General features: G+C 38.3%; 11 protein-coding genes. All 11 read right to left on the bottom strand.

Going from position 1 to position 12,911, the window contains the following annotated elements:
* Nucleotides 1-4 precede the first annotated feature (4 nt).
* The 11 genes from pstA to ftsE all read right to left on the bottom strand — a co-directional run bounded on the left by pstA (nt 5) and on the right by ftsE (nt 12,720).
* A complete protein-coding gene (pstA, locus tag HCJ55_RS11860; RefSeq protein ID WP_008948738.1) occupies nt 5-889 on the bottom strand; it encodes a phosphate ABC transporter permease PstA in 885 nt (294 codons plus the stop codon).
* Nucleotides 886-1,809 (bottom strand): phosphate ABC transporter permease subunit PstC, encoded by a 924-nt coding sequence (pstC, locus tag HCJ55_RS11855; RefSeq protein ID WP_077949479.1) that lies wholly within the window; start codon nt 1,807-1,809, stop codon nt 886-888. The genes pstA and pstC overlap by 4 nt, the downstream gene beginning before the upstream one ends.
* Before the next feature lie 93 nt (nt 1,810-1,902).
* Complete coding sequence (locus HCJ55_RS11850) at nt 1,903-2,811, bottom strand: phosphate ABC transporter substrate-binding protein (RefSeq protein WP_185392339.1); 909 nt, start codon at nt 2,809-2,811, stop codon at nt 1,903-1,905.
* 255 nt (nt 2,812-3,066) lie between these two features.
* Nucleotides 3,067-4,842, bottom strand: coding sequence for a two-component system histidine kinase PnpS (pnpS, locus tag HCJ55_RS11845; protein WP_185504626.1), 1,776 nt, complete (start codon nt 4,840-4,842; stop codon nt 3,067-3,069).
* Entirely contained in the window at nt 4,842-5,552 is a 711-nt protein-coding gene (locus tag HCJ55_RS11840) for a response regulator transcription factor (RefSeq protein WP_008948742.1), read from the bottom strand. Before HCJ55_RS11840 ends, pnpS begins: the two co-directional genes overlap by 1 nt.
* 150 nt (nt 5,553-5,702) lie before the next feature.
* On the bottom strand, nt 5,703-6,878 hold the full coding sequence (locus tag HCJ55_RS11835) for a PDZ domain-containing protein (protein ID WP_185503261.1): 1,176 nt from the start codon (nt 6,876-6,878) through the stop codon (nt 5,703-5,705).
* A gap of 27 nt (nt 6,879-6,905) precedes the next feature.
* Nucleotides 6,906-8,354, bottom strand: coding sequence for a cardiolipin synthase (cls, locus tag HCJ55_RS11830; protein WP_008948744.1), 1,449 nt, complete (start codon nt 8,352-8,354; stop codon nt 6,906-6,908).
* Between the two features lie 124 nt (nt 8,355-8,478).
* Complete coding sequence (locus HCJ55_RS11825) at nt 8,479-9,786, bottom strand: murein hydrolase activator EnvC family protein (RefSeq protein ID WP_185504625.1); 1,308 nt, start codon at nt 9,784-9,786, stop codon at nt 8,479-8,481.
* Between the two features lie 119 nt (nt 9,787-9,905).
* Nucleotides 9,906-11,084, bottom strand: a complete 1,179-nt coding sequence (locus tag HCJ55_RS11820; protein WP_185506911.1) for an NlpC/P60 family protein — start codon at nt 11,082-11,084, stop codon at nt 9,906-9,908.
* 75 nt (nt 11,085-11,159) lie between these two features.
* On the bottom strand, nt 11,160-12,044 hold the full coding sequence (ftsX, locus tag HCJ55_RS11815) for a permease-like cell division protein FtsX (RefSeq protein WP_185392346.1): 885 nt from the start codon (nt 12,042-12,044) through the stop codon (nt 11,160-11,162).
* Nucleotides 12,034-12,720, bottom strand: a complete 687-nt coding sequence (gene ftsE, locus HCJ55_RS11810) for a cell division ATP-binding protein FtsE (RefSeq protein WP_185503258.1) — start codon at nt 12,718-12,720, stop codon at nt 12,034-12,036. The genes ftsX and ftsE overlap by 11 nt, the downstream gene beginning before the upstream one ends.
* Between the last annotated feature and the right edge of the window lie 191 nt (nt 12,721-12,911).

Raw genomic sequence — 12,911 nt, 5'->3', positions numbered from 1 at the left:
CTTTTTACGATGAAGTCATGCGTTTATAAACAACTTTTCCAAGCAAGCGAGCGAGAATATTGAAAAGTAATACGGATAGAATTAATACGGCTGATGCTCCGTCAGAAACGGCTTGCGCATCTGGCATAATTCCTTCGCCGTTAATTTTCCAAATATGAACTGCAAGTGTTTCTGCTGGGCGGAAAATATTTAATGGTGAAGCTGGATTCATTGGGTTCCAGTCAGTAAAATCAAGGATTGGAGTGCTTTGGCCTGCTGTGAAAATAAGCGCGGCTGCTTCACCGAATACACGTCCTGCTGCTAAAATAACCCCCGTAATGATTGCTGGTAGCGCGGCCGGAACAAGTACTCGAGTAATCGTTTCCCATCTGGATAAACCTAGCGCAAGTCCCGCCTCACGTTGCGTGTTGGGAATCGCATTAAGTGCTTCTTCAACAACACGAATTAATAATGGTAAATTGAAAATCGTTAGTGTAAGCGCCCCGGAAATAACTGAGAAGCTCCACCCCATTTGAATAACAAAAACAAGGAAACCGAATAGCCCAACTACAATAGAAGGAAGCGAGGAAAGCACTTCGATTGTTGTACGAATTAAATCTGTAATCCAATTTTTACGCGCATATTCTGCCATATAAATTCCCGCTCCGAGCGAGATAGGGACAGAGATGAGCATCGTAATAATAAGCATATAAAATGAATTCCAGATTTCTGGGCCGATTCCGCCACCAGCTTGGAACGACTGTGGTGGGGTCGTCAAAAACTTCCAGCTGAGTTGCGGAACACCTTTTACTAAAATATAGCCTAATAAACCAGCTAAGATAACAACAATTAATACGGCAATAGCATAGAACACGCCTGTCGCGATTTTATCTTTTGTTTTTACATTCATTTGACTTTCCTCCTACGTCCGATGAAACGGATCACAATGATGAAGAATAGTGACATTGCTAGTAGCACCATTGCAAGTGACCAAAGGATATTATTATCAAGCGTACCCATAACCGTATTTCCCATACCCATTGTTAAAATACTAGTTAATGTAGAGGCTGGCTCGAATAAGGATGTTGGAATAACCGCAGAGTTCCCGATAACCATTTGTACAGCAAGAGCCTCACCGAATGCACGTGCCATCCCAAAAACAATCGCTGTCAAAATCCCAGATCGCGAACTACGAAGTACTACTTTCCAAATCGTCTGGAAACGTGTTGCTCCAAGCGCCAATGAAGCTTCTCGGTAGTGACGTGGCACAGATTTAATCGCATCCACGCTTAGTGAAGTAACAGTCGGCAAAATCATCACTGTTAAAACGACCGTCGCAGCTGCAATACCAAACCCACTTCCCGAAATATGGTCACGAATAAACGGAACGACAACACTTAGTCCAATGAATCCATAAACAACAGATGGAATTCCAACTAAAAGTTCCATAACTGGTTGTAAAACTTTTTTCCCGAACTTAGGTGAAATTTCCACCATAAAAATTGCGGCACCGATTGCAAGTGGGCCAGCAATACAAGCTGCAAAAAGTGTTACTGCAAATGAACCAATAATCATTGGCAAAGCACCAACTAATGGATTACCATTTGCATCTTTTTGCGAAGGATTCCAGTCTGTCCCAGTTATAAAATCAACAAAAGACACTTTATTGACCGTAAATGTAGCTAAACCTTTTGATATAACAAAAAATAAAATAGACGCCGCGGCAATAACCATGATGGAAATACAGATGAATGTAATTATTTTGCCTCTAGTTTCTAGATGCGCCTTTTTAGAAGTTTGTGTAAGCTTCTTTTCTTTTATCGCTTCCAAGTCACGTAAGCTCCTTTCTCCTCCCATGTTTACTCCTAACATGGGTATACGTCTATCCTGATATTACTAGGATAGACGCCCATTTCATTCTTTTTATTTTACGTCAGTTAGTTTACCAGATGCATCGCGTTCCACTTTCATGGATTTGATTGATTGGTAACCAAGTTGTGGTACGATATTGTTTTGCACTTCATCAGAAGTCATGTATTTTAAGAAAGTTTTTGTTAGGCCTTTTGGTTCGCCATTTGTATACATATGTTCATAAGACCAGATTTTCCAATCGTTTGTTGCTACTTTGTCTTCAGTTGGTTCCACGCCGTCTAGTGAAAGGCCAACTACGGAAGCATCGATATAAGAGAATGCTAGGTAGCTGATTGCTCCTGGAGTTTCGCTTACGATTTTACGAACTGTACCAGATGAATCTTGTTCTTGTGCTTTAATTGGTGTTTTACCATCAAGTCCCCATTTTTCGAAAGTAGCACGTGTTCCGCTTCCTTCTGCACGGTTGATGATTGTAATTTTTTCGTCTTTACCGCCAACGTCTTTCCAGTTTGTTGTTTTACCAGTGAAGATATCGATTAATTGTTGTTTAGTGATGTTTTTAACGCCTACATCTTTGTTTACTACTGGAGCCATTCCAACAACTGCTACACGGTGATCAACTAGTTTCGAAGCATCTACGCCGTCTTTTTCTTCAGCGAATACGTCCGAGTTACCAATTTCCACTGCGCCTTGTTGTACTTGTGTTAAACCAGTTCCAGAACCGCCGCCTTGCACGTTGATTTGTGCTTTAGGGTTTGTGTTTGTAAATTCTTTGGAAGCTGCTTCAACGAGTGGTTGAAGTGCAGTGGATCCGACTGCTGTTAATGAGCCAGAAACTTCTTTATCCCCTTTTGTTGATCCGTTTGCTTTATCTGATGAACTGCTGTCACTTCCACATGCTGCGAAGACAAGCATTACTGCTGCTAACATTGCTACTATTCCCAAATACTTCTTTTTCATTATCTTATTCCCACCTTGTTTTTTTAATTGTTATTCCTTACAAGTATTACTATAACGCCTGAGATTTAAGGTGGTGTGTAGCTAATGTTAAGTAATTGTAAATAACCACATTTTTTGTCGGAAATGTAAACTTTTTTATGAATATCTTTCAAAAAGAAGGCAAACTCGTAAATTATTGCGCTGATTTTGTTCGTTTCGTAAATAAAATAAAAATATCCTGTCCGAAAGATTACATTCTTTCAAACAGGATATTTATTAGGCTTTTTTTGGTAGAGTAACACGGAATGTCGAGCCGACTTCTTCTTGGCTTTCCACTTCGATTCGTCCGCCGCAATTTTCGACGAGATGTTTGACGATGGAAAGTCCGAGGCCGGTACCGCCGGAATGCCTGCTGCGCGCTTTGTCCACTCGGTAGAAGCGTTCAAATACGCGGTCAATATCTTTAGCTGGGATTCCAATTCCATTATCAGTTACTTCTATTATAACTTCTGCTTCATGATCGATTAATTTAACTTCTACTTTTCCGTCTACAGGAGTGTAGTTGATTGCGTTAGAAAGTAAGTTAATTAAAATTTGTTGTAATTTATCTCGATCCGTTTCAATTGTAACTGGTGTGCTTGTTTTTTCTGGGATAGTAACTTGAATATTTTTCTCGGTTGCCATTTCAAAAATAGTGCGGGCTGATTGTTCGATTACGTCATCCATATCGACAATCTCGATATTTTCTGGAACTGGATTTTGTTCAATTCTGGAAAGCGCGAGGATATCCATAATTAAACGATGCAGCCGATCACTTTCTTCTTTAATAATCGTTAAGAATTTTTTGAGTAGCATTTCGTCGTACATCGCGCCATCAAGTAATGTTTCCGCGAAGCCTTTTAGTGCGGTTACTGGTGTTTTTAGTTCGTGCGACACGTTTGTTACAAATTCGGATCGTACATTCTCTAAGTGGCGAATTTGGGTAATATCATGTAAAAGTAAGATAATCCCAGTAATTTCTCCATTCTCTGCTAAAATTGGTGAAACACTTGCATCTAAAATCATTTCGCGAGGGAAATAAAGAATAATTTCTTTTTGCTGAATAGTTTTGGTTTCAAAAGTTGCTTCTATTAATTGACTCAACGCGAAACTTTTAATGACTTCATAAAATGGTTTGCCAGTAATTTCTGTTTCACCTAAAATTTGATACATTGTTCGGTTGGTCATGATTACTTGTTTGTCGATATTGATAAGCATAACGCCACTGACTAAGTTTTGGACAATTGCATTTAGTCGTTGTTCATTTTGCTTGATTTCAAACATTTGCGTTTCTAAGCTTTCCGCCAATGTATTTACGCTGATGGAAAGATCCTGGAGCTCGCCGCTGACTTTACCGTGAATCCGACTATCGTATTTATGATTGGCTAAGTCCGTTGAAACTTCGATGATTTCGCGAACTGGTCTAGTGATTTTTCTAGCGATGAATACGCTGATTGCCGCGATAATTACAAGGGCAATACCGAAGATTAGCGCTAGATTTCCCCAAAGTTTAGCTACAGCAGCGTCGACAGATTCAAGTGAAATCGAAATCCTTAAAACGCCATCTGTTTTGTCTTGGTGCTTCACTGGAACGGCGACATATAGCATACTGTAACCAAGTGAATCACTCTCACGAATAGAAATACCAACGCTTTTCCCTTTTTCCAAGATATCTGTTACTTCAGGACGATTCATATGATTATCCAGATTTTCCGGGTCTTTTTTCGTATCAGCTACCACGTCACCCTCGCTATCAATCACCGTAATGCGCGCATCGATTTCATCTCCGAGCGGATCAAGGCTCTTTTGGATAGCTGCGGCATCTTTATCTAAATCCAGGTTTTCAATGTTAGTTGTTTGAAGTAAGATTTTCGCGTCATCTTCTAATTGGCTTTCTTTCATATTTAAATAAGTGGATTTCATTAACTCACCGGAAAAAACGCCAACAATCACCATCACAACGAAAAATAAGATAATAAAGGATAATCCGATTTTTAGCCATAATTTCTTCATTATTTTACATTCTCCATTTTATAACCAAATCCACGAATGGTTTTGATGTACTTCGGTTGTTTTGTATCGATTTCGATTTTATCACGTAAATGGCTGACATGAACGTCTACAATTCGCGTTTCGCCGACGTAATCATAATTCCAAACGGTATCCAGCAATTGATCTCTTGAAAAAACTTTGCCACGATGGTTCGCAAGGAATAATAATAACTCAAATTCTTTCGGCGTTAAATCCAGTAAATCATCTTGTAAATACACTTCATAACTATCTGGCAAAATTTTCAAATCGCCAATTAATATCGTTGCTTCAACGTCTTCTGTTAATTCTTCGATAATTTCCGCTTTTCCTTCTGTTCGGCGCAAAATGGCTTTAATTCGCGCGACCACTTCTCTCGGGCTAAATGGTTTTGTCATATAATCGTCTGCCCCAAGTTCTAGCCCGATGATTTTATCTAATTCTTCATCTTTAGCTGTTAACATTAAAATTGGCACGTTTACTTTATCTTGACGAAGTTTTTTCGTTACTTCGATTCCGTCCATCTCAGGAAGCATTAAATCCAGCACAATTAAATCTGGTTTTTCAGAGAGAGCAAGTTCATATCCAGTTCTGCCATCCTCCGCTGTCACTACATCAAATCCAGCTTTTTCAATATTAAATTGCAGCAAGGTAACAATAGAAGCCTCATCATCAACTACAAGAATTTTTACCAACGTACTTCCCATCCCTTCTTTATGTAACCCTTTTATCTAAAATATAGCATGAATTAACCTTTTTCGGGTAGAAATGCATTTATATTAATCTTATCTTTACAAAAACTTAAAACACCAATGCTGCTTTCCAACAACACTGGTGCCTTAAATTTATCTCGGTTCGACTAACAGCAAACCAAGTTCAAATGATTCATTCTCATAAAGTGCTGTTTGTTCAAAACGTGGTTCTCCGTCATTATCAATTACTTTTAGCTTACAAAATGCGCGGTTTAAGTTAAGCGCTTCGTATAGTTCTTCGCGCGTATGCACTGGTTGGCCGTTCACTTCTGTGATTTTTTCACCAGCTTTTAAGTTTAAGCGTGCAGAAGGCGTTGCAGCACGAGCACCTAGAATAACAAGTCCATCCGGTTGTGGTCCAAATTTTTTCGGTAATAATTTTTCTGCGCGATATTGGCTGTAAGAAATCCAAAAACGGCCGATAACCGCAAACATGAAAGCAAATAATGTAAGTACTGGCATCACGATTCCAACTAAACCAGCTACTGCAATAATTGTCGCTAGTGTTGTAACTTGCATAGCTGTTTTTCGACTAGCTTCTTCCGGGAATTGCCCTTGTACTTGCTGTTGGAATCCGATAAACAGCGGCAAAATAATTAGCGAGTAGGAGTGCGAACCAATGGCAAAAACTGGCCACCATTCGAAAATTTTCGTAAATACGTCTCCGGGTATAAACATGACGATTGGCACAAACCATAATTTTCTCAATTGATAAGAACCTACTAATTTACCACGTTTACTTTTTCGCAGTGATGGTGACGGATTTTTTGCGCTTGTATATTGAATTAAGAAAGCTTCTATAAATAACAATATCGCAAGTAAAAATGTCATCGAAACCATAAAGTTATCAATGAAAATCGAGTCATACGTAAATGCCGCATTATTAAATGGCGCTAAATTCACATCAAAATAATAGCAGAAATAAAAGACTAAACTCGTGATCCCGATTGTAAAAGCCGTCGAACTTAATCGGAACATCCCAACAATTAATAAGAAACATGCTACTGCATTAAAAATGGCCACCCATTCGATCATAACACCAAAACCAATTAGCGCTGTAACGACCGAAATAGCTAATCCAAATAATAAACTCAGTCCGAAGAAATTTTTCAATTCTAACCAAGGCGAGTATATACTGATACTAAATGACTTACGTTCCCACTTTACGCGGTTGAAACCAGCCATTATAACTAAAAGAATTCCTACATATAATGCTGGTTGTAGAAGCAGTCTACCTATTCCATTTAGTATTTCAACAAAAACATTCATTTTCTACACCAGCTTTCTTTAATACTTCTATAATATAGGCGATAAAAGTCGGCTTACCGCTTCTTTAAATTTAATCCATAAGGACCGTTTTGCATATAATTCAGGTGTCAGTTGATACGATTTCAAAATATCTTCTAAAAAGGCATCTTCTAGTTTTTGCACCATTTGCTTTTCATAAATAAAGGCATTGACTTCAAAATTAAGACGGAAACTACGGAAGTCCATATTAGCGGTTCCGACTGAAGCAATTTCCCCATCCACAACGAGTGTTTTTGCGTGGATAAAGCCATTATCGTAAATAAAGATTTTTGCGCCTGTTTCCATTAATTCCCCGGCGTAGTTCGTTGTTGCTCGGTAAACAAACGCATGATCAGGTTTATTCGGAATCATCACCCGTACATCCACCCCAGAAAGCGCAGCAATTTTGATTGCTTCAAGCAAGCTCGCATCGGGAATAAAATAAGGTGATTGTAAATAAATTGTTTTTTTGGCAGCATTAATCATTTTGATGTAACCATTTTTGATTTGTTGCCATTCGGAATCTGGGCCACTTGAAACAATTTGCATACTCGTATGACCTTTCCCATGAAAAGTTGGGAAGTATCGCGCTTTGTAATCAATTTTATGTGTCGATGAAGCCGAATTCCAATCCATAATAAAGCGTGTTTGCATCGCGTAAACAGCCTTACCATGCACACGTAAATGCGTATCGCGCCAGTAACCAAATTTCTTCGACGCACCAAGATACTCATCCCCGATATTAAATCCACCAATATAACCAACATCTCCGTCAATTATCGCTAATTTTCGGTGATTCCGGTAGTTAAGTCGGAAATTAATCAATGGCAATTTGGATGGGAAAAATGGTCTAACTAAACCACCATTTTTTTCAAAAGTACGGAAAAATGATTTTTTCGTCGTCCTTGATCCCATTGCATCATATATAATTTTAACATTTAAGCCTTCAGCTGCTTTTCGTTCGAGCACGCGCATTAAGCGATTGCCAAGTTCGTCGGAATGAAAAATATAGTAAATTATATGTATGTGATCTTTCGCTTTTTCGATATCAGCAATTAAAGCATCGAATTTTTCATGACCATCCACAAAAAGCTCTACTTCATTGTCTTGCGTCAAAATAGCTCCATCATTAACGAGTAATAAATAAATTAAATCACGATGTTTTTTTACATTTGGGTCGCTAAACGGAAATTCTTTTTGCCGAATCATTTCTATTTGGTTGGCAGTAGATTCCTGAATCCCAATTTTTTCTTGTCCCTTCCAATCGAAAATCTTTTTCCCAGATAATTTTCTCCCAAAAATCAAGTAAATAATGAAACCAAATATCGGAACAAAAGTTAAGACTAGCAACCAAGCCCAAGTGGCGGATGTATCGCGTCTTTCTAAGAAGACCGTCACTGCCGCAAAGAATACATTTAAAATTAGCAAAATCACTAATAGATAAGCCAACAGTCCCATTGTGTTCCCCCTTTTCTTACACAAACTGATAGTAGTATCATATCATAAAATCGGCATTTAGCCTATTCCAGTTCGCTTCTATCCAAGAAAAAACCATTGACTAAGTGCCAATGGTTTTTAAAATTTAAAGATATGGTGCTGGATTAACCGGAACGCCATTTTTGTGAATTTCAAAATGAAGATGTTGACCAGTTGATTGACCGGTCGACCCCATAATTCCAATTGGTTGACCTTGGGAAACGCGTTGGCCAGTTACTACTTTTAGACTACCTGCGCGCATGTGTCCGTATAGTGTTTGGTACCCATTACCGTGGTCAATTTTAACAACATAACCATAGCCACCAAAGCCACTACCTGATGCTCCAAATCCAGAGAATACTACGGTTCCTGAGGCTGCAGCTGAAACTGTGATTGTACCGCCACCAGCTATATCTTGCCCTTTATGGGATTCATATTTACCAGTTACGGGATTTGTTCGTTCGCTAAACCCAGATGTTAAAATTCCAGAAGCTGGCTTAATAAATTGTCCACCACCACCGGAACCAACTGTTTCTGTTGATCCACTTGATCCTGAACCTGAATTGTTTACAGCAGTGGAGTTGTGGGCGCTTGATGCGGCTTCTTGCATACGTTTTTCCTCAGCAGCTTTGATTGCCGCTTCTTGTTTTGCTTTTTCGCCAGCGATACTTGAAGCAAGTCGTTTCTCTTCATCGGTAAGTGCACCTTGTTCACTAGCTAAAAGGGTTTGTTCACTCTTCGTTAGATCTTTTTTATTGGCAAGCGCCATTACTAAGTCATTTTTTTCTTGTTTTTGGCTTTCCATGTTGTTTTTCGAAACTTCTAATTCAACTGCAAGTACTTTTAAGTTCTCTAGTTTTTTCTCAGAAGTTGTTTCTGCTACTTTTAGTTTGTCTTGGTCGTCTTTTTGATCTTGCATAATGTCTTGGTCCGCTTTTACAATTGCTGATACAACTGTCACGCGGTCGATAAGTTCTTTAAAATCATTCGCTTCAAAAATCATATCTAAGTAAGCAGTGGCTGTTCCAGTTGTTTGGATAGCACGCGCTCTGTTATCAAGTACTTTTTGACGATCGCGAATGTCATTGCGTAGTTTTTCCATTTCTTTTTTCAGTTGCTTGAGTTTCTCATTTTCAGAATCAACTTTACCTTCTTGTTCTTTTAATTTCTTATCTGTTTCATCAATGCTTTTTAAAAGTGATTCTAATTCTTTAGCAGCGTCTTTTTCAGCGCTTTCTAAATGGTTTAGTTCTGTATTTTTCGAATCTAAATTTTTATCGAGTTCTGATTTCTTTTGTTCGATTTCATTTTGGCGTTTTTGCATGTCATTAATGCTTTCCGCATGTGCGCCGCTTAATGGTGCGGCAATAATCAATAGGCTTAGTGCTGTTGCTACCCCATATTTTTTTAACATATTAAGCTCCTTTTCTATTCTCTATTTGACTAGGAACTTCATAATTCCCTTTAATGTTCCATATAAAAAAGCACCTTTGTTTAAAATGACAAAGGTGCTTTTTAACTTTTCAATAATGATTAGAAGTTAGCTACACGGCCATATCCTACAAGATATTTAGCCCAGTAACCGCTAGTGATGTTGTCATATTTAACGCCATTGTTTTGAGCGTTAATCATTTGACCGCCACCAACGTAAATTCCAACGTGAGCAATTCCGCTTCCGTAGTTAAAGAATACTAAGTCACCTGGTTTTGCTTGACTAGCACTGATTTTTGAAGCTGCTGCATATTGTCCACCAGAAGTTCTTGGAAGAGAAACGCCAGCTGCACGGAATGCATAAGAAGTAAATCCAGAACAGTCAAACGCGCTCGGGCCGCTTGCTCCAAGGCTGTAAGGTTTTCCAAGTTGAGCTCTTGCTGCAGACATCATAGAAGAATATCCGCCACCAGTTGATGGAGCTACATTAGATGGTGCTGCATCGTTACTAGCTGCTTCTACAGTTGTTGAATTGTTTTTGCTAGAAGAAGAATTGTTTGATTCTCCAACGTTTGAAGATGTTGCTGCACGTAAAGCAGTTGCGCGTTCAGTTGCCGCTTTTGCTGCATTTACAAGACCAGCTTTTTCGTTTTCAGCAGTAGCTTGTTCAGAAGCTAGTTGAGCAACAATCGCTTCTTTTTCAGCTTTTTGTGCTTCAATTTTATTTTGTTCTGCTTCGTATTCATGAATTGCTGTTGCTTGTTCTTCTTGTTTTTTCTTAACAGCAGTTTGTTTTGTTTTTAAAGCTTTTTCATCATTTTGTTGATCTTCTAAAATAGTTTTATCAGATTCAACTAATTGATTAACTGCAGAAACACGACCAACTAAATCGGAAAGGTTTTCTGCATCTAAGATAACTTCAAGATAAGCGTTAGAATTAGAAGTTTTTTGCATTGCGCGAGCACGTTCTTTTAAAACTGTTTCGCGTTCTTTAATACGTTCATTGATACTTTTAATATCTTCATTTAGTTTTTTAAGTTCTTTACCAGTTTGATCAAATTCTCCTTGTAACGATTTAGCTTTTTCTTGAGCTTTCTCAAGATCTGCTACTAAACCAGAAAGATCTGATTGTAAATCTGTTTTCTTAGACTTGATGTCGTTGATTTTTTTATCTTGATTTTGAATGTCTGTATTCACGTCGGCAGAAACATTTGTGGTAAAGGCCGGTGTTAAACTGATAACTGCTGCGAGTGAGATCGCAATAAACGTATTCTTTTTCAAAAAGTTTACCTCCTAAAAAGCTCCCTAGCTTTTTCTTTTAGATTATTTTTATTTCGATTTAAGTAATTTTCTTTGTTAGACTTTCAAGAATCTGCGGATAGATATTACGCTTCCCCAAATCCCGATTAGTACGCCGATTGCAATAATCAAGCCACTAATTTGATAGGCAAATGGTGTTGGTGGTAGAAGTGATAGTGAGCTAGTCACTAACTTCGGATTGATTAAGTTGTAAATATTCACATAACCTATGAATGTTAACACAACTGGTACAATCGAGCCAATTAATCCTAGCCAAGCTCCTTCTAAAACGAAAGGCCAGCGTATGAACCAGTTGGTCGCACCTACTAATTTCATTATTTCTATTTCTCTACGACGGGAGAAAATGGCAATCTTGATTGTGTTTGATATTAAGAACATTGCTGTTAGTAATAACCCAATGCTTAGTATAATACCAGCATATCGGCCCCATTTCAAGGTATCAAACAATTTGTCGACTGTTTTCTCACCATATTCTACATTATCTACGTACTGTAATTTTTCTATTTTTTTAGCAATTTCCTTCGTTTGTGTTGGCTCTTTTGCTTCTACAACGAAGACGTCATATAGTGGATTATCTTGTTTAAACAATTCGAAGTTTTTGCCGTACGCGCCAACTAATTTCTTCAATTCATCATCTTTAGAAGAAAAGCTGACACTATCAACTCCATCAATCTTCTCAATGTTTTTCTCAAGTTCTTGCTGCTGTTTCTTGTCTGCGCTTAGAGAAATATGTACGTTAATTTGTACATTGTTTTCTACATCAGTTGCAAGCTTGTTCATGTTGATCAATATTGCAAAAAACACGCTGACTAAGATAAGTGTTACTGTTACTGCACTCGCTGCTGCAAAGGTCATCCAACCATTCCGGTAAAGGCTCTTAAAACTTTCTCTTATATGTCTTCCTACAGTCCTAAATTTCATAGCCATATTCTCCTTGCTGCTCATCTCGAACAATTCTTCCATTCTCGATAGCGACTACCCGGTGTTTCAATGTGTTAACAATTTCTTTGTTGTGGGTTGCCATCACGATGGTTGTTCCGCGATTGCTTATTTCTTCAAGGATGTTCATGATTTCCCATGAAGTATCAGGATCCAGGTTACCGGTCGGTTCATCTGCTATTAATACTTTAGGCATATTGGCAATCGAGCGGGCAATGGATATCCGCTGTTGCTCACCACCGGAAAGTTCATCCGGCAACATTCTTACTTTATGCTTAAGGTTGACTAAATCAAGCACTTCCATAACACGTTCTTTAATTATGGATGGCTCAGTTTCAACCACTTCCATCGCATAAGCAATGTTTTCATAAACTGTTTTGCTTTGAAGTAATTTGTAATCTTGGAATACCACGCCTACGTTACGACGAAGATATGGGATTTCACGATTCTTCATATTAATCAAATCAAATTTGTCTACGACGATTTTACCTTTTGTCGCTCGTTCTTCTCTGTAAATCATTTTGATGAAGGTAGATTTACCAGCACCACTCGGACCTACTACATAAACAAATTCCCCTTCGCCGATGCTAATGTTAAGGCCATTAGCAGCTGTTATGCCGTTAGGGTATTTCTTATAAACATCTTCCATTAATATCATTTTATCACCTTACTATGCCTTTCTGCTGAGTTACATTTTAGGTAATGCATGGTAACCATGAAGATGAGCTGTTTGCAGGCACGAATCTAAACTCACAACATAAGCTTAATTATACCATGACAGTTTTTCATCTATAGGTTAATTGCATTACAATTATATTTCAGGGTGTGACAATATCACGATTATTGTAA

Source organism: Listeria marthii (assembly GCF_014227425.1).
Classification (GTDB): Bacteria; Bacillota; Bacilli; order Lactobacillales; family Listeriaceae; genus Listeria; species Listeria marthii.
This window is presented reverse-complemented; position numbering and strand designations above follow the sequence as displayed.

Coding starts and splice junctions, on each gene's coding strand:
- pstA (WP_008948738.1), bottom strand. CDS start 889: ATGAATGTAAAAACAAAAGATAAAATCGCGACAGGCGTGTTCTATGCT.
- HCJ55_RS11850 (WP_185392339.1), bottom strand. CDS start 2,811: ATGAAAAAGAAGTATTTGGGAATAGTAGCAATGTTAGCAGCAGTAATG.
- pnpS (WP_185504626.1), bottom strand. CDS start 4,842: ATGAAGAAATTATGGCTAAAAATCGGATTATCCTTTATTATCTTATTT.
- HCJ55_RS11835 (WP_185503261.1), bottom strand. CDS start 6,878: ATGAATGTTTTTGTTGAAATACTAAATGGAATAGGTAGACTGCTTCTA.
- cls (WP_008948744.1), bottom strand. CDS start 8,354: ATGGGACTGTTGGCTTATCTATTAGTGATTTTGCTAATTTTAAATGTA.
- HCJ55_RS11825 (WP_185504625.1), bottom strand. CDS start 9,786: ATGTTAAAAAAATATGGGGTAGCAACAGCACTAAGCCTATTGATTATT.
- ftsX (WP_185392346.1), bottom strand. CDS start 12,044: ATGAAATTTAGGACTGTAGGAAGACATATAAGAGAAAGTTTTAAGAGC.
- ftsE (WP_185503258.1), bottom strand. CDS start 12,720: ATGATATTAATGGAAGATGTTTATAAGAAATACCCTAACGGCATAACA.